We start from the raw sequence: 18,937 nt of genomic DNA, 5'->3' as shown, positions 1-18,937 counted from the left end.
GTTATTTCTTCTATTTACATATCGTTTATTTCGTACCTTGAGTGAATGAGACAAGGACAGAAATTGAGGGATTATGAGATGATGTTATACATTGCTCAGCGTTTTGAGAAGAAGCCAGAAGAGATCGACGCGATGAAAGACAAAAGGCAGCCCGTGGTATCAAGAATTTCAGCGAATACAGATCAGGTCCTCCGGCTGCACCTTGAGATGGATTTCAGAAGGCTGGAAAGAATGTATTTCAAACAAGAACAAATCCAGGAACTGAAGAGGCATGCCAACAGTTCCCAGAAGCTAATCTCACTGCAGCAATTGGAGCGGCTGGAGACTACTACAAACAGTTGTATATCATCCATGCTCAAGCGGTTGTTTGAAGCAGGGTACGGGCAGGAACTCAAACGGCGGGGACTTGTACAGGAATACCAGACCACCGTTCCGGTCATTTTACATTCTAGTGTGTGATTGAATCGACACCGATGAAGCTATATCTGAAGGGATACGTAGCTTGCAGCAGGGAAACCCATACAGTACACTTTCTTTATCCGGTACGATCTAGGATCACTTGAGATGAGTATTCTGTGAAAAAGGAAGTGTTAAGGAATGAATGCAGAGATGGTTATGAAGGAGCTTGAATTACTAGGTAAGGAACGGACCAAGAAAATATACAGCTCAAATGGAGCGCAGGAACCGCTTTTTGGCGTGGCTACCGGCGCGATGAAGCCTATTTTCAAGAAAACCAAAATCAATCAGCCTCTGGCTGAGCAGCTTTATGCCACAGGAAATTACGATGCGATGTATTTTGCGGGCATCATTGCCGACCCCAATGCCATGACGGAAGCCGACTATGAACGGTGGATGGATGCAGCTTATTTTTATATGTTGTCTGATTATGTAGTTGCAGTAACCTTGGCAGAAGCGGATATTGCTCAAGAAGTTGCCGATAAATGGATCGCGAGCGGGGAAGAGCTTAGAATGTCAGCGGGCTGGAGTTGTTATTGTTGGCTACTCGGCAACCGGCCGGACGAAGAATTTGCCGACAGCAAAATTGCCGGTATGCTTGAACGCGTGAAAAATACGATTCATGATTCTCCGGAACGCACCAAATACGCGATGAACAACTTTCTATACACAGTGGCGGTATCCTATTCCCCTCTCCATGATAAGGCATTCGAGACCGCAAAGACTGTAGGCCAGGTAGAAGTCAATAAGGATAAGGCAAACAGCAAGTTTCTTCACGCTTACGAAAATATTCAAAAGGCAGTCGAAAAAGGTAGGGTTGGTTTTAAACGCAAACATGTAAGATGTTGACGGTGATTAGAGTTAATAACTCCGTCAGGGTCTTTCGCCTATTTGGAATTCTTCGCCTATCGTAGCTTGACTGGTAACCTGCAGCAACGCTATGAATGATATCGCTAACTTAACGAAGCCTGACTCACTAACTGGTGAATGTCAGGCTTTTTAATAAGTAACAGCTTGCGAATTGCCTTCCAAAATAATCAGTAGAACCGAATCCGACGCCTAATGAAATCGTAATGGCTTTATGCATGTATGAGGAAGCCACTCGAATTAGGCTCATGCGCTCTGGGTTGGTTTCTTGCGTATGCTAGTAAGTTCAAAAGCCTCTTTAGGAATTCCCATTTCATGAGCCTTCTTCTTTTTAATTACCATGGCCTGTTGTAAGCTTGTGGCTTGAAATTCAATTGTGGTGCCAAGCGGCTCCTCAAATGCATAGTAACTTTTTTTATTGGACATTACTTGTGCCTCCTCATCGTATTCTCGAATAATTTTGCCAAAGGGCATAAGTATATTATCTTGGCTGTTTCCCAGATAGGGCATATCACTTGAATAGTGTGCGTCTCATCTCAAAGAACTATGCACGAAAGACATCCAGGCTTTGATTCAATTCAATTGAATTGTATTGATTCCATTAAGTCTACTATCACGATCGATATATGTAATAGCTGATGACGTACCATCTTTATTCAGAGCTGAGTTTTTCCGTAGTTCATGACTGATGTCTTGTTGGTATTACCAAGGCAATCAGCAGTACAAAACCTATAGTACCGCGATCCGGAAGTCGCCAAGATGATGGGCAATTGGAGAGTCGAGCTGTAAACCTTGACCGAGCCGCAAGGCCATTAGCGTTTATCCTCATCTATTAACAAAGGACAGGGCAAGTGCTCCCTGTCCTTTGTCAGTTCATAAGGGTGCTTGCGGAATCTGAGTTTCACCCTTTGAAGATGAGGGTATATAACCTATGTTTTTGAAATATAACACGAGAAGAGATTCCAGAAGTTGGAAGGTGAGGAGAGTCATGAATTTTCCAGTCAACATCCTGCTCGTAGACGGTCACCCGGAAAACCTGATTGCCATTGAGGCAATTCTCAGCGGAGAACCCTATCGTTTGGTTCGCGCATATTCCGGGATGGAAGCTTTGCGGTGTTTATTGGAAGAGGAATTTGCTGTTATTGTCATGGATGTGCACATGCCGGAAATGGACGGGTTTGAGACCGCCAGTATCATCCGTACCCGGGAGAAAAACAAATACGTGCCAATCATTTTTATGACGGTCACCAGTAATACAATGGAGCATATCGTCGCCAGCTATTCCGTCGGTGCAGTGGATTATATGACGAAACCCGTTATTCCGCAAATTTTCAAATCCAAAATTGAGGGTTACGTCAGCATGTATGAAGCTAACAAAGCCCTTCAGATACAAAGTGAAATGTTGCAGAAACAAACGAGGCAGATGGAAAAAACCAATCAGGCGCTCAGTAAGGCAAAGGAAGCTGCGGAAATCGCCTCCCGTGTGAAATCGGAATTTCTGGCCATGATGAGCCATGAAATCCGGACTCCACTGAATGGAATCATTGGCATGTCGGATCTGCTTCAGGCCTGCGATTTGCCGGAAGAATACGCTGAGATGGCAGGGATTATCCACAAAAGCGGCAATGCACTGCTCTCTGTCATTAACCATATCCTTGATTTTTCCAAAATCGAATCCGGAAAGATAGAGTTGGAGGAGGCACCCTTTTCCCTTCAGCACTGCCTGAATGAAACCATTGATTTGTTCACGGCTCAAACCAGAGAACGGAATCTGGAAATGATGTTAATGGTTGATCCATTAGTGCCATCTAGCATAAAAGGGGATATGAACCGCCTGCGTCAGGTGCTGAATAATCTTGTAGGCAATGCAGTAAAGTTTACACCTGAAGGCAGTGTATACATAATGGTTAACAAGCTGGCGGAGACGGAAAGTTCGCTTACGCTTGAATTTATGATTAAAGATACCGGGATCGGTATCCCTCCGGACAAAATAAACGAACTGTTTCAGCCATTCTCTCAGCTCGATGCCTCAACCACACGGAAGTTCGGAGGCACGGGGCTTGGATTATCGATCAGTAAATCGCTGGTCGAACTAATGGGCGGTACGATTTGGGTTGAACCGTCGAATGGACCTGGAGCAACGTTCATTTTTACGATTGAAGTCAAACCGCACTATTCAAAAATATATGATGCAAAAGGGGCAGGCTACCGTGAAGGATCAAAACCAAATGAACGAAAAAAACGATGATCAAATTGACGCCGGTGAACTGCTTAACGCCTTAATGGCAATGAAAAAAGGCAACTTCACCTATAGAATGCCCTATGACCGCACAGGTATAGCCGGCAAGGTAGCGGATACGTTTAATGAGATCATGGATATTCAAGAAGGACTAGTCTATGAAGTTCAGACCGTAGCCAAGGTTGTTGGTAAAGAAGGCAATCTGTCGAGAAGGTTTGTGCAGAAAAATCTGGGTGGTTCATGGGAAACGATCACCAATTCGCTCAATGGGCTAGTCATTGATTTGATTCAACCGACGAGCGAGATGGTTTGGGTGATTAACGCCGTAGCCAAAGGCGATCTGTCCCAGAAGGTGGAACTGGAAATCGAAGGAAGACCGCTCACCGGGGAATTCCAGAGAACGGCAAGCAACATTAATATGATGGTGAATCAGCTCAGCACCTTTGCCTCCGAGGTTACTCGTGTGGCGCGTGAGGTTGGTACGGAAGGGATTTTAGGCGGCCAGGCAGATGTTAAAGGTGTTTCGGGGACCTGGAAAGATCTTACGGATAGCGTGAATTACATGGCTACGAACCTCACCGATCAAGTGCGTAATATCGCGGCAGTAACAACGGCTGTAGCCAATGGGGATCTGTCGAAGCAAATCACAGTAAATGCACGGGGAGAAATCCTCGAACTGAAAAATACAATCAACACCATGGTGGACCAGCTCTCCATGTTCTCTTCAGAGGTTACCCGTGTGGCGCGTGAAGTCGGTACGGAGGGTAAGCTCGGCGGGCAGGCTGACGTTAAAGACGTATCCGGGACTTGGCGGGATTTGACCGAAAGCGTAAACTACATGGCGTCCAACCTGACCAACCAGGTGCGTAACATCGCGGTGGTTACAACAGCGGTTGCAAATGGCGACCTGTCGAAGAAGATAACTGCAGATGTGCAAGGCGAAATTCTGGAGCTTAAGAACACCATCAATACCATGGTGGATCAGTTGTCGACCTTCGCTTCCGAGGTAACCCGGATGGCGCGCGAGGTCGGTACGGAAGGGATACTCGGCGGGCAGGCGGATGTTAAAGGCGTATCCGGGACCTGGCGGGATTTGACCGAAAGCGTAAACTACATGGCGTCTAACCTGACCAACCAGGTGCGTAACATCGCTGAAGTGACAACCGCAGTTGCTAAGGGCGACTTATCGAAGACGATCACCGTGGATGCGAAGGGCGAGATCCTCCAATTGAAAAGCACCATTAACATCATGGTGGATCAGCTTAGCAACTTCGCCTCTGAGGTTACACGGGTGGCCCGCGAGGTTTCTACGGAAGGAATTCTGGGCGGTCAAGCAGATGTTAAAGGGGTATCCGGCACCTGGAAGGATTTAACGGATAGCGTTAACTTTATGGCCGGTACACTGACCGATCAGGTGCGTAATATCGCCGAAGTGACCACAGCGGTTGCGAAAGGTGACCTGTCCAAGCAGATCACGGTGAATGCGACGGGCGAAATTCTGGAGCTTAAAAACACCATTAACACCATGGTGGAGCAGCTCTCTACGTTTGCTTCCGAGGTTACGCGGGTGGCACGGGAGGTAGGTACAGAGGGGATGCTGGGCGGACAAGCCCAAGTGAAAGGCGTTGCCGGAACCTGGCGCGATTTGACCGAAAGCGTAAACTATATGGCTTCGAACTTGACCAACCAGGTGCGCAACATCGCCGTCGTGACGACGGCAGTAGCGAACGGCGATCTGTCCAAGAAAATCACAGCAGATGTGCAAGGAGAAATCCTGGAACTGAAGAATACGATTAATACGATGGTGGACCAGCTCTCGATGTTCTCCTCCGAAGTTACGCGGGTGGCGCGCGAGGTGGGTACGGATGGGAAACTGGGCGGACAAGCTCAGGTTAAGGGGGTCGGCGGGACCTGGAAAGACTTGACCGAAGGCGTTAATAACATGGCCCGGAATCTGACCGACCAGGTGCGGAATATCGCGGACGTCACGACGGCTGTCGCTAAGGGCGACCTGTCCAAAAAAATCACCGTAGACGTAAAAGGAGAAATCCTGGAACTGAAGAATACGATCAACACGATGGTGGACCAGCTCTCGACCTTCGCCTCCGAGGTTACACGTGTAGCCCGCGAGGTTGGCACGGATGGTAAACTTGGCGCGCAAGCAGAAGTAAAGGATGTCTCCGGTACGTGGAAAGATCTGACCGATACCGTTAACTACATGGCCAGCAACCTGACTATTCAGATGCGTAACATTGCTGGCGTTACAACGGCGGTTGCGAACGGGGACCTGTCCAAAAAAATCACTGTAGACGTAAAAGGCGAACTATTGGAACTAAAAAACACGATCAACACGATGGTGGATCAGCTGAATTCATTCGCCTCCGAGGTTACACGGGTGGCCCGTGAGGTTGGTACGGACGGAAAGCTGGGCGGACAGGCCCAGGTTCGCGGCGTCGGCGGGATCTGGAAAGACCTCACCGATAACGTTAACATTATGGCGACCAACCTGACGGATCAGGTACGAGGAATCGCCAAGGTCGTGACTGCGGTTGCGAACGGCAACCTGAAACAAAAACTGACCGTGGAAGCCAAAGGCGAAATCGCCGAACTGACGGATACAATCAACAATATGATCGATACACTGGCGACCTTCGCCGACCAGGTGACCACCGTGGCCAGGGAGGTGGGCGCCGAAGGGAAACTGGGCGGACAAGCAAGTGTGCCTGGAGCAGCCGGTACTTGGCGTGACCTGACCGACAACGTTAACTACATGGCGAGTACGCTTACCACTCAGGTGCGTGCCATCACTAACGTCGCAACAGCGGTAACGAATGGCGATCTGTCACGTGCTATTGACGTATCTGCATCCGGAGAAGTCGCAACGCTCAAAGACAATATAAACGAAATGATCCGGAACCTGAAGGAAACAACCCGAATCAACACAGAGCAGGACTGGCTCAAGACCAATCTCGCCAAATTTTCACGGCTGCTTCAAGGACAAAGAGATTTGTATGCGGTCAGCCGCATGATCCTGTCCGAGCTGGCTCCGCTTGTGTCCATGCAGCATGGTGTTTTCTATATCAATGAACCCGTCGATGGTGAACCGGTCCTGAAGCTGTTTGCCAGCTATGCTTACCAGAGCCGCAAACATCTAGCGAACGAATTCCGCGCCGGGCAAGGGTTGGTAGGCCAGTGCCTAATCGAGAAGCAACGGATCCTGCTTACCAATGTGCCAGGAGATTATGTCGTGATATCGTCCGCTTTGGGAGAAGCGACGCCACTCAACATCATTTTGCTCCCGATCATTTTTGAAGATCAGGTACTTGCGATTCTCGAACTCGCAACCTTTCGCCCCTACAGCGATATCGACATTGCATTCCTGGATCAGCTTACGGAATCCATCGGAATTGTGATTAACACCATGCAGGCGAACCAGCGTACGGAGGAGCTGCTGATCCAGTCGCAGTCCCTCACCGAAGAACTCCAAAAGCAGCAGATGGAGCTGCGGAATACCAATGACGAACTGGAGGATAAAGCAAAGCTGCTCGTGCTGCAGAAAGCAGAAGTGGAGAGCAAAAACCATGAGGTTGAAGTAGCCAAACGTTACCTGGAGGAGAAAGCGGAACAGCTTGCGCTCACGTCCAAGTACAAATCCGAATTTTTGGCTAACATGTCGCATGAACTTCGTACCCCTCTGAATTCCTTGCTGCTGCTCGCTGAACAGCTTGCCGAGAACCCGGATGACAATCTTCATGAGATTCAGGTGAAGTTCGCGAAGACCATCCAGGACTCCGGACTCGAATTGCTTAACCTTATTAATGATATTCTTGACCTGTCCAAAATCGAATCCGGTACCATAACGCCAGATTACAGTGAAGTATCTTTGGCGGAACTGACAGACGGGCTGGACCGAACCTTCCGTCATATGGTGGATGCCAAGAAGCTCGACTACCGGATCAAGGTTGATCCCGGGGTGCCGGCTAGTGTCATGACAGATTTTAAACGGCTTCAGCAAATTTTGAAAAACCTGCTCTCAAATGCCTTTAAGTTCACGGAACAAGGGCAGATCATGCTTCAGATCCGGAAAGCGGGCGAGGGCTGGCACCCGGATAATGAATCGTTGAACCGTGCCAAAACGGTCATTTGCTTTTCCGTAAGCGACACAGGGATCGGTATCCCCCATGAAAAACAGCAGATCATTTTCGAAGCTTTCCAGCAGGCCGACGGCAGTACGAATCGGGAATACGGTGGAACAGGCTTGGGCCTTGCGATATCACGTGAGATTTCCGAAATGCTAGGCGGTGAAATCACCCTGTACAGTGAAGTGGGCAAGGGGAGCGTATTTAATCTGTACCTTCCAACGGAAGCGGAATTCACAGAACTGGAGCCGAAAAAGGCACATGTTCCGGAGGTGATCGATATCACCCCGCCGAAACGCAGAAGCAGCCTGGTTAAAGCCGAGGAAGACGCTTTGATGGATGACCGGGATCATATTGAGCCGGGAGACCGTGTATTCCTGATTATCGAGGATGACCAGAAATTCAATGAAATCATTCTCGATCTTCTCCGTAAAAGAGGCATCAAAGCTGTCATTTCAGCCAGCGGCTATGATGCCCTCGAACTCGTTCATAAGTATCATCCGATTGCGATTACGCTGGACTTGCACCTTGGCGGGGATTCCAACGGTTGGCTCGTATTGGAGCAGTTGAAGAGCGATATCGATGTGCGGCATATTCCGATTTGCGTCATGACCGTCGATGAAGATGAGTTGCTCCTGCTGCAAAAGGGGGTTCACGATTACTTCCGGAAACCGGTGACGAACGAGGAACTCGAGAATGCCCTTGATCGTTTGAACCAATTTGCGGACCATAAGGGCCGCAACCTGCTGGTGGCCATCCATGATGAGCAAGAGCGTAAGCAAATTGTCGAACTGCTAAGCAGTCAGAATCTCAAGCTCACGGCAGTGGACACGGGGCGCAAAGCTTTGAACCAGATCAACACCAAAGATTACGACTGTGTAGTGCTGGACAATAACTTGCCGGATATGAATCTTATCCGCCTAGTCCGTGACATGTACAAGAACGCCAAAAACAAAAGGGTTCCCGTCGTAGCCCGCCTGAGCAAGAAGTTGACGTCAGAGGAGGAGAAGGAGTGGGATGAGCTCTTTAAAATGGCGGTTATCAAAGAGGTGAAGTCGAATATCCAGTTAATTGACGAAACGACGCTCTTTTTGCACCTCAAAGCGGAGGAGCTGCCGTCCGGTTTAAGGGACAAGCTGGTTAAACGATATAATTCCGATGAAATGATTGAGTATAAGAAAGTGCTTGTTGTGGATGATGACATCCGAAACATTTTTGCACTTACCTCCATCTTGGAACGCCATCATATGAAAGTCATTCCTGCAGAGAACGGCCAGGATGCTATCCATCTCCTGGAACAGACACCTGACATCGATATCGTGCTAATGGATATTATGATGCCGGGAATGGACGGTTACGAAACGACCCGCGCGATCCGGCAGAATGTGAAATTCAAGCGCCTTCCTATTCTTGCACTTACGGCGAAAGCCATGAAGGGAGACCGGGAGCTGTGCCTTGAAGCAGGCTGCTCGGATTATATCACCAAACCGGTCAACAGCGCGCAGTTGTTATCTATGATGCGTACATGGTTAGACAAGTGACCCCTTCTAAGTTCTAGATTCAAGTGGAAACAGCTTCGCAGGAGATATGTAAGCTGTTTGGGTGGAAGCTCCGCGAACGGACCGTGGTCCAATCTCTGATGTCCCCAGATTTTATTTATTCTCCTTAGCGTTGAAAATCCGGGGACAAAGGCGACCGCTGCCGCTTTTACGCAGGTCGTTCCGTCCTCTCGCTGGAGGAGGATATTCAGAACATCACCTCGTTCGTATCGTCAATGCCTACAATCTATTGAAGCGAGCAGCCATGAACCAAAGACATAGAGCAGCGTCCTCCGATGACGAGGAGCGCTGCTCTATTGAATTTTATGCTTATAAAATTGAAGGTGACTTGTCTCTGCTCGCAGAAAATCCACTTTTGAGCCCCCCCATTTTCCATCTTCTTTGCTCAGCAATAGATTTCGTTGCTCGCAGGGATGCACGTAAATCCAGCCTGAAGGTAAGCTTAAGTAGGAGGCAAGGAAGAATGGAGGTAAGGGATGTGGAAGGGAATTCATTCAAACCGGAGCAAACCTGGTCACCGGCTGTACTGGGCGGGGGTGGCTATATTACAGGGCTGATTCAGCATCCCGCAAAAAGCGGTGTGTTGTACGCCCGCTGCGATGTGGCGGGAGTCTTCGCCAGCATTGACGGCGGCTTCCGCTGGGAAGCACGTAATGCCGGACTCACTAAGGCGTATCACCACCAGGTGCAGAGCTTTGCCATTAGTCCGCATCACCCGGAGGTGCTGTTCCGCTGCTCGGGGGAAGTGCGAAGCCGCAAATTTCACGGCTCGGTTCACAAATCAGACGATGACGGACACACCTGGAGAGAGGTTTGTACAGGCATGGGTTTTTACGGCAATGGGCCGACCCGGATGTACGGTGAAATTATCGCGGTAGATCCTCATCACCCGGGAATTGTAGCTGCCGGGGGCTACACGGGCGGTTTATGGATCAGCAGGGATGAAGGGGAGTCCTGGAAGCAGTCTTCGCTGCCGGAGGAGCGGTTTGGCTGCGTCGCCTTCCATCCCGGTATACCGGGATTACTGTATGCTGGAACCATAAGCGATGAAGATCTCAATATGGATTATGTCGAGACAGACGGCGGCGGGGTGTTGGGACTGCTTCAGGACCCGCCCCGTGGCAAGGCTGGCAGGCTGTATGCCAGCACCGACCTCGGTGAATCCTGGGTGCTGCTGCATGAAGGCCCAAGCTTTGCCGAGCTTGCCTGCGATATCCGGGATCCGCAGCACCTGCGTGCTGCCTGCATCTGGAATGGCATCCTCCACAGTCAGAATGGCGGGCAGACCTGGCAGCCGGACATGACAGGGCTGCTCCAGGATGGGCATAGATACGGTACAGTTGTACAGGATATCCATCACCCGCAGCTGTGGTATACAGCCCCGGATGCCCGGCCTCACATGCAGACCGTTCCGCCGATTCCACTGTATGTATCCGGTCTAGACAGCGGCGTCACTGAACCATGGAAGCTCCTCCGGCAGCATAAGGATGAGAATTTGAGCGGATTTCCAGCCTATATGGATCACTTCGGCAGTGGTTCACGTGCGGAGGCCACGGGATGGGCAATATCCAAAATTCTAGTTGACCGCTTTATTGAAGAACGCCTCTATCTGACGAATTGGTACGGAGTTGCAGTTAGTACAGATAGAGGAAGGACATGGCGGGCTGCACAGTTTCAGGGGCTGGAAACGACCTGCATGGAAGCCGTCACCTCCGCTTGGGAGCAGCCGGGCAAGTTCTGTGTTACGATGGCTGACCACCCTCCGAAGGTTACTGAGGATGGCGGAAAAAGCTTTTGGAATCTCCCGGGTCTACCCGGTTATTCAGGAAGTACTGCAGCTGTAATACCGCGAACATCCCGTCAGAGTTATCTCTACGGACTAGTTGGTCAGGGGCGGACCGCATGTATTGCGCTCAGCCGTGACAACGGAGAGACTGCTTCAGCTGTACTTACATTGAGTCCCGGTCTGTTTGTGCAGGCTTTGCAGGAGGACGGAGTGAATGCAGACACCTTTTATGCCTATATGGATGGAGCAATTGCATCGGGGGCTGGAATCTACCGCTCTACGGATAGTGGAATGACCTGGGAGCAAACTGCTTTTCGCCCTCCTGCCTACATGACGGAAATACCGCATATGAAGAACTGGATTGAAGCCGATTTGCTGTCTGTAGTTGTCTATCAGGTCAAGAATGCCTGCGGGGCCAATCAGCTGCTGGCGGCAAACCCCTTACAAGAAGGCCGGGTACTGGTGGGTGAATGGACCGAAGGGATCTGGGAATCATCCGATAGCGGAGACAACTGGGTATCCATTGGAGCAGGTCTGCCTTTTAAGCGAAGAGGTCTGGGCTCTGTATTGAACGCTGTAGCTTATTCTCCAAGTTACCCGGATACGATATATGCTGGCTTCATTACAGAAGGACTATGGCGCAGCACCAATGGAGGCCAGTCCTGGAGCAAGCTGTATCCTGCTGAAGTGGATGGGGTCTTGAATGTATCCGCTCTGACTCTAGGAATTGGTGACCATGGAGAGGATCTGATAATCGTTGCCTGTGAACCGATGGTTATGAATGGTACAGACTCTCAAGTGTTGTGCAGCAGGGATGGCGGTGAGAGCTGGGAGGCTTGGAATCAGACAGAGCTGGGGGCGGTTCGCTGGAAAGGAATTGCCCTTGATCGTGTAGGAAAACAGGTGCTCGGCGTCTCCTGCGGTAATGGTGCCTACCGTGTACTCCTGAAGGACAAAATATAATTCGGCACAAAAACCGGACATCGTTGCTGCAGCATAGTTTTCGTTGCTGTAGTACCTTGTTGAGCTTTGCGGAAAACGCTTACATTGAAGATGCCGGACGACATTATAGTCGTAATTTCACCGGCTAATGTGAGTGGAGGCCTGATTAAAGTGGTACCACGTATGAGGGGGAAATGGTTCCATGGTTGGCTGGCCGTAGTTCTGATCTTTGCTTCATTACTCGTCCCAAGTGTCCCGGTGCTGGGAGCTGGCGAGAATTTGCTGGGTAATCCCGGGTTTGAGTCGGGAGATACGCTGTGGGAGAAGTGGGGGAGTCCGGTGGTGACAACCGCCGAGAAGCACGGTGGCGCAAAAAGTCTTCTGGTTAAGCGCAGTACAGGTGGGGCATCAGCGTCAGTCGCAGTTCAACAGGGGAAAACCTACCGGGTTGGATTATGGGTTAAGTTTGCTGCTGCCGGGGTCACGAATGCAACGATGGATATGGACATTTTCGGCACGCAGCAATCGAAGGAACAGCTGCATTTCTCGGGTTCTACGGAATGGGAATACCGGCAGCTCCTGTATACACCCGGGCCAGGTGTGCAATATATCCGCTTGTCGTTCTGGAACGGTACGAGTAAGGATTATTATATCGACGACGCTGTCATTCGGGAGAATGTGGATATTGAACGCCCAACGACTCCGGGTGTATGGCAGGCCCAGCATGACTCCAAAGCGCTGAAGCTAACCTGGACGGGGTCCACGGATGATATGGGAGTTGATTCCTACCAGATTTTTTACAAAAAAACAGATGCTGCTGACTGGAATACCGCGGCTGTCCCTCAACAGGAATCTGTTAACCAGTACACGTATACCCTCAATAATTTGGATCCTTTTTCAGTGTATGCAATTATGCTGCGGGCCAAGGATGTCGCGGGCAATACCTCCGATGCCGTGATGGGACTAGAGGCTACGCCGGGATTTAATCAGGTACCCAATGGAGGTCTGGAGTCTGGACACATCTTTCCATGGTATAGAACAGGGACTGTACAAACGACAACTTATGATCCCTATTCCGGAATGTATGCGCTGAAGCTGAAGAATCTATCCACAGTCAAAACGCCATTACTCCCCGCTAATAGCAACGCTTCTTATCTGGTTTCGTTTTGGAGCAAATTCAATGCGGTACTGCCGGGGCCATTCACGGTAACACTGGATGTATATCAAGGTTTCTCTGTAAAATCCTATCCGTTCTATACTAACGCCACAGCAGCATGGTCCCGTTCGGAGCAGCAGATTCAGACCGGCAACGGATTGGCTGGCCTGCAGCTGCGGGGCGCGAATTGGAGCGGCGGAGATATGTACCTGGATCAAGTTTTTATCGGCAAGATGCCTGTAATTCCGACTAACCTTAGTCCAACTGCACCTGCGGGTTTCAAGGCTGGAACCATAGACGGGGTATCTGCAGAGCTGGAATGGGCAGCCTCCACAGGACCCTTTGGAGTGAGAGAATATAAGCTGCTATACAAAAAAGCGGCCGACACCGAGTGGAGCAGCCTGACGGTTCCTTATGTTTCCGGGCAATCACTGTATGCTTACAAGCTGGAAGGACTGTCGCCTGAGAGTCTGTATGACATTGAGGTTAAAGCGGTTAGTGAAGGGACCGCAATCTCTGCCCCGAGTACGCTTCAGGTGACCACCGGCAGGATGGTCCCGGTCAACCCGAACGCTAGCGTTGAAGCGACAGCATTGCTCGACCGGCTCTATGCAACGGTGGGGAAAGCCGTCTACACGGGCCAACATAATTATTACGAAGAGCCCGCGAAATGGTACGACACGGCAGCAGAGCTGACCGGTTATTATCCGGCATTATGGGGTTCGGATTTCGCCTATTATATCGGGGGAGACATAGGCGAGCTGCGCCAATCCATGATTGACGAGGCCGTTCTTCAGGGTAAGGCAGGAACCATGGTGACTCTAACCTATCACCAGACCCGGCCTATGGACCCGGCTACCTCCGGCTGGGAGAGTGTCACGGGTGACGTGACAGAAGCCCAAATGACAGAGATTGTCACTCCCGGCACCGCACTGTACAACCAGTGGGCTGCCCAGGTGGATGAGATCGCGGGATATTTGGAGCAGCTGCAGGATGAAGGTATTCCTGTATTATGGCGTCCATATCACGAGATGAATGCTGAATTTTTCTGGTGGGGTGCAAGACCGGAGCTGTTCAGGCAGCTATGGCACAACATGTACGACCGCTTAACTAATCTTCATGGTCTGAATAATCTGATCTGGGTGTGGAGTCCGAATGCGGAGAGCTCCTGGGCATACGATTCAACCCCCTATTATCCCGGCCACGATGTGGTAGATGTGTTGGCCATGGACATCTACAACAACGATTACCGTGACACTTATTACAACAAGCTTCTGAAGCTCAGCGGCGGCCGGCCTATTGCTATCGGGGAAAATGGTGAGCTGCCGGATATGCAGATGCTTCGGGAAAAGCAGTCAAGATATGTGTATTTCATGACTTGGTCCCAGTATTTAACCGACAAAAATTCGATTAGCGGTATTCAAGCACTCTATAGTGATCCGCGGGCGCTCAACAACGGAGAGACCGGAAATGGCCCGTTTATTCCACCTCCGGTGGACTCCTATCTGATCGATGATTTCGAATCCTATGGTGGCTCGAATGGAAGCCTGCGCTCCAAATGGCAGCGCAATGTCTCGGGCAATGCTGCAACTGTAACACTGGATACGTATCAGCTGAACAGCGGAAGCTATGGGCTTAAACTGGACTATACGGTTGGCAATCCTGGCTATGCAGGTGTCTACCGCAGCATGGGCAAGGAATGGCCGGGCATGGGAGCGATCTCCTTCTGGCTCCAGCCGGATGGCTCGAACCGCCAGCTGGCAGTTCAGTTTCATGAGACGAACGGAGAAGTCTGGGAAGCCGGAATCAAGATTGAAGGCACCGAGCCAAGGCTTGTAACCATTCCGTTTACGGACTTCGCAAGGCCCGGCTGGTCAACCGGCGGTAACGGGGTCATTGATTTGGGCTCCATTAAAGAGTTCGCCTTCTATGTAGCCCAGGGCAGTGGGACCCAGGGCAGCGGGACGATCTACTTTGACGATGTGAAGGCCATTAAGCTCTAATCTGCTCATCATTGCTGAACCACACATTTCGTTGACCACGGTACTGGTTCCTCCTTTCCGAACTGCATAAGATTAAGGTGTAGAGCAAAGAAACAGGAAGGATGACAAACGTGGAAATCGAACGAAAGGTCATTACCAGGGCGAAAGGTAAGCCGGTATCATGGTGGACCAGGTGGTTCAGGCAATGGGATATTCAGCTGATGGTTATACCCGCTATGATGTTTATCTTCGTATTCAGCTATTTGCCCATGTACGGGGTACTGATGGCGTTCCAGGATTATCAGCTGTTCGGCGGTTTTTTTCACAGTCCCTGGGTCGGGCTGAAGCATTTTGAAGCATTCTTCAATTCGCCCGACTTCTGGACGGTCATGCGCAACACCATTGTAATCAGCCTGCTGAAGCTGTGTATCGGGTTCCCGGCTCCGATCCTGCTCGCGCTGATGCTCAATGAGATTCGGCTTATGTTATTCAAGCGGATCATCCAGACTGTCAGCTATCTGCCGCATTTTCTGTCCTGGGTGATCGTCGGAGGGTTCGTAGGATCGATGCTGTCGACTGATAATGGAAGCGTTAACATGCTGCTTATGAGTCTGCATCTTACCTCAGAGCCTATCAGCTTTCTGTCCGTGCCGGAGTATTTCTGGGGGATTCTGGTGGGAACAGGCATCTGGAAGGAGATGGGGTTCGCAGCCATCGTCTATCTGGCGGCAATTGCCGGAATCGACCCGCATCTCTATGAAGCCGCTTCCATTGACGGTGCTGGGCGGTTCAAGCAGATCCAGCTGATCACATTGCCCTGCATCCGGCCGGTCATCATCATCTTTCTCATTCTGGCTGTGGGTAATATTCTGAATGCCGGGTTCGAGGATATCCTGATCTTGGCCACCAATCCGATCCTGCGTGATGTTTCAGACGTAATCGATACGTATGTCTACCGGATGGGGATTTTGAACAACCGCTTCTCTTATGCGGCGGCGGCGGGACTGTTCAAAGCGGTAGTGAGTATTGGACTGCTGGCCCTGGCGAATAAGGCAGCCAGAAAAATGGGTTCAAGTCTATGGTAAGCAACAGTGAAGCAGAACAAATGTGGAGAAGGAAGGCGGGGGTCAGGTTATGATGAAGCTGTCGGCGGGAGACAAATTCCTGCAAGTTATTATATATGCAACGCTGCTGCTGCTGGGCTTCATCACCCTGTACCCCTTCTGGAATTCACTCGTGATTTCCTTCAATAGGGGCTCGGACACGGCGCTTGGCGGGATTACGTTCTGGCCGCGCAGCCCAACGCTTGATAATTACGAGGTCGTGTTCCGGGACAGCCGCATCGGCCATGCATTTCTAATCTCCATCATGCGCACCATCGTAGGAACCACTCTATCGGTCATGTTTACCGCCATATTGGCCTACGGACTCTCCCGGCATGAACTGATGGGACGCAAAATATATATGGTATTCTGCATCATAACTATGTATTTCAGCGGAGGACTGATTCCCACCTTTCTACTGCTGCGCGAGTTTGGCATGATGGATACCTTCTGGGTGCTGGTCATTCCCGGGATGATCAGTGTCTACAACATGATTATTTTCAGGACTTTCTTTTTGGGACTGCCGGCGGGACTGGTTGAATCGGCGCGGATTGACGGCTGTAACCATATCGGAGTGCTGACCCGTATCATTTTACCCATCTCTGGTCCTGTAGTGGCTACACTGTCCTTGTTTACGGCCGTATATCACTGGAATGACTGGTTCTCGGCCAGCATTTATATCAATAATCCCGATCTGATCCCGATTCAGACCCTGCTGAAGCAGATCCTGAATTCCAATATTGTGACAGATCAGCTCCAGAAAGCTATCGGGAGTAGTGCAGCTGCTCAAGACCGGCTCGCCCTCGTGCAGTCGGTAACCAGCAAATCGCTGATCATGGCAACCACCATGGTCGCTACGCTGCCGATTATTATGGTCTACCCGTTTTTGCAAAAGTATTTTGTGAAAGGTGTGTTAATCGGGTCGCTTAAGGAGTAGAAAGTGAACATTAGAGAGGGGTTACTCATTTGAAATCTACGAAACGGTACCATCCCTTCAAAGGACGGCAAAGCCATTTCTGCTTGCTGCTGAGTGTTGTGTTGTGTTCGGCGCTTTTGATTGCCGGTTGTGGAGGGGGGAACAATACTGCAGCGCCATCCGCTGATCCTACCAAAGAACCAGCGGCAACGGAGGCAGCAACGGCAAGTGCAAGTCCTGAAGCTACATCATCCGCTATAGGAAGCACGGTCAAACCGGTCTCCTTCACGTATTACAGTAATTACGATTGGGATACCACGGAAGAATGGGGAAGGGATTCGACCACCAAGTGGATTGCCGACACCCTCAAGGTCAAGATGACCCCGGTTCAGTCCAGCGGCGCTGCCGAAACTAAGTTCAGCACCATGATCGCCTCGGGAAGTCTGCCGGATGTCATTATGATGGACCGAGGTGCGAATGTCGAGCGGCTTCGTCAGCCCGGGCTGCTGGTACCCTTCGATGATTATCTGGACCGTTATCCTAATCTGAAAAAGAACGCCGGTGAAGCCACACTGAACATGCTGCGCTCTGAAGACGGCAAGCTCTACCAATTCCCCAACTGGTATACGTCAAGCCCGAATGGCAACGGCGGCTGGATCATTAACCGGAAAATATACAAGGAACTGGGTTCACCGAAGCTGGAAACCTACGATGAACTGTATGCCTACCTGAAGCAGGTGAAGGTGAAGTATCCCGATGTAGTGCCGCTTGAAGTGGGAGCCAAAGGCCGGGGACTCGAGACGATGTACGGCGGATTTGCTGAAAATAAACCATATCTGCCCAAAGCCAATCCGGTGGGTACCACGCTGCAATCGATTTTTGAGGATCAGGTGTTCATCGAGAACATGCAGTACGCCAGCAAGCTCTTCCGTGAAAAGCTGATCACGCAGGATCTGTTCACCCAGACCGGTGACCAGATTTCCGAGAAACTCAAGACTGGCCGCGTAGCAGTATATGTAGACGGTGATGTGGTGAACCCTGGACGGGGAGCGGATACCGCGCTGCGTACAACAGACCCTGATGCCGGCTACGATATCATCTGGCCGATTCACAAGGCGGGTCTGGATGCAACCCAAATTACACCCAACAATTACAACTCACTGGGTTGGAACGTGCTGGTCATCACGAAGAACGCCAAGGACCCGGAAGCGATCTTCTCCTACCTCGACTGGGTGACCAGCGAAGAAGGCCAGCGGATTTTGAACTTCGGACGTCAAGGCCTGTATTGGGATGAGTACGATGCAGACGGCGTGCCTATTCTGAACGAGGCCGGCCTGAATACACCACAGGGAGACAAGGATAAGGAAAGAATCGGCCGTTTCAACTGGGTCGGCAACACCACCTTTATTGACCAGACCAAAGCCAAGATGGATGCGCAGCTTCCGGCCGACAAGCAGAACTGGACTACGCTTGCCCAGCAGAAGGTGACCTGGAAGACATCGAAGAACTTCACGGAGTTCGTCAATCTGGACCCGCTGCCGGACTCGGAGGAAGGAACGATTGCTACGGCGGTTAACGATATTTATCAGGAGGTTTTTGCGAAAACCCTGTACGCCAAAAGTGATGATGAAGTTCTCAGCCTCTTAAACAAAGCGAATGAAGACGCCAAAAAAGCAGGCTATGAGAAGCTGCTGAAATTCCAAACCGCGAAATGGCAGGACAATTTGAGCAAGATGAAATAAAGCTAGAGCCAGCCTAAACCGTGGGGTATACTGAATCCAAGTGTACCCCT

The 18,937-nt window shown here is 50.5% G+C and carries 10 protein-coding genes; 9 read left to right on the top strand and 1 reads right to left on the bottom strand.

The features are described from left to right. The first annotated feature begins 81 nt into the window (after positions 1–81). Both A3848_RS03000 and A3848_RS02995 read left to right on the top strand, forming a co-directional pair. On the top strand, positions 82–459 hold the full coding sequence (locus A3848_RS03000; RefSeq protein ID WP_178381892.1) for a hypothetical protein: 378 nt from the start codon (positions 82–84) through the stop codon (positions 457–459). A gap of 138 nt (positions 460–597) precedes the next feature. Next, positions 598–1,305 (top strand): DNA alkylation repair protein, encoded by a 708-nt coding sequence (locus A3848_RS02995; RefSeq protein WP_074083472.1) that lies wholly within the window; start codon positions 598–600, stop codon positions 1,303–1,305. Between the two features lie 264 nt (positions 1,306–1,569). Here A3848_RS02995 and A3848_RS02990 read toward each other — a convergent pair whose 3' ends face one another. Next, positions 1,570–1,749: a hypothetical protein gene (locus A3848_RS02990; protein ID WP_074083471.1), complete on the bottom strand. Its 180-nt coding sequence runs from the start codon at positions 1,747–1,749 to the stop codon at positions 1,570–1,572. 562 nt (positions 1,750–2,311) lie between these two features. On the opposite strand from A3848_RS02990, the gene A3848_RS02985 reads away from it, so the two are divergent. The 7 genes from A3848_RS02985 to A3848_RS02955 all read left to right on the top strand — a co-directional run bounded on the left by A3848_RS02985 (position 2,312) and on the right by A3848_RS02955 (position 18,887). Next, on the top strand, positions 2,312–3,571 hold the full coding sequence (locus tag A3848_RS02985) for an ATP-binding protein (RefSeq protein ID WP_074083470.1): 1,260 nt from the start codon (positions 2,312–2,314) through the stop codon (positions 3,569–3,571). Then, positions 3,552–9,242 carry a HAMP domain-containing protein gene (locus tag A3848_RS02980; protein WP_256702125.1) on the top strand — a complete coding sequence of 1,897 codons (5,691 nt, stop codon included), beginning with the start codon at positions 3,552–3,554 and terminating at the stop codon, positions 9,240–9,242. The genes A3848_RS02985 and A3848_RS02980 overlap by 20 nt, the downstream gene beginning before the upstream one ends. 481 nt (positions 9,243–9,723) lie before the next feature. After that, a complete protein-coding gene (locus A3848_RS02975; RefSeq protein ID WP_074083469.1) occupies positions 9,724–12,009 on the top strand; it encodes a beta propeller repeat protein in 2,286 nt (761 codons plus the stop codon). Between the two features lie 66 nt (positions 12,010–12,075). Further along, positions 12,076–15,147, top strand: a complete 3,072-nt coding sequence (locus tag A3848_RS02970) for a glycosyl hydrolase (protein ID WP_178381891.1) — start codon at positions 12,076–12,078, stop codon at positions 15,145–15,147. A gap of 200 nt (positions 15,148–15,347) precedes the next feature. Then, positions 15,348–16,211, top strand: coding sequence for an ABC transporter permease (locus tag A3848_RS02965; protein ID WP_371916078.1), 864 nt, complete (start codon positions 15,348–15,350; stop codon positions 16,209–16,211). A 49-nt stretch (positions 16,212–16,260) separates the two neighbouring features. Beyond that, complete coding sequence (locus A3848_RS02960; RefSeq protein WP_074083466.1) at positions 16,261–17,166, top strand: carbohydrate ABC transporter permease; 906 nt, start codon at positions 16,261–16,263, stop codon at positions 17,164–17,166. 29 nt (positions 17,167–17,195) lie between these two features. Continuing rightward, the gene (locus tag A3848_RS02955; RefSeq protein WP_074083465.1) at positions 17,196–18,887 is read left to right on the top strand and encodes an extracellular solute-binding protein; all 1,692 of its coding nucleotides are present in this window, start codon (positions 17,196–17,198) and stop codon (positions 18,885–18,887) included. The last annotated feature ends 50 nt before the right edge of the window (positions 18,888–18,937 follow it).

It is taken from the genome of Paenibacillus sp. P32E (assembly GCF_001909085.1).
Classification (GTDB): domain Bacteria; phylum Bacillota; class Bacilli; order Paenibacillales; family Paenibacillaceae; genus Paenibacillus_AQ; species Paenibacillus_AQ helianthi.
The sequence above is the reverse complement of the archived record's forward strand: the minus strand, read 5'-3'. Positions and strand labels throughout refer to the sequence as shown.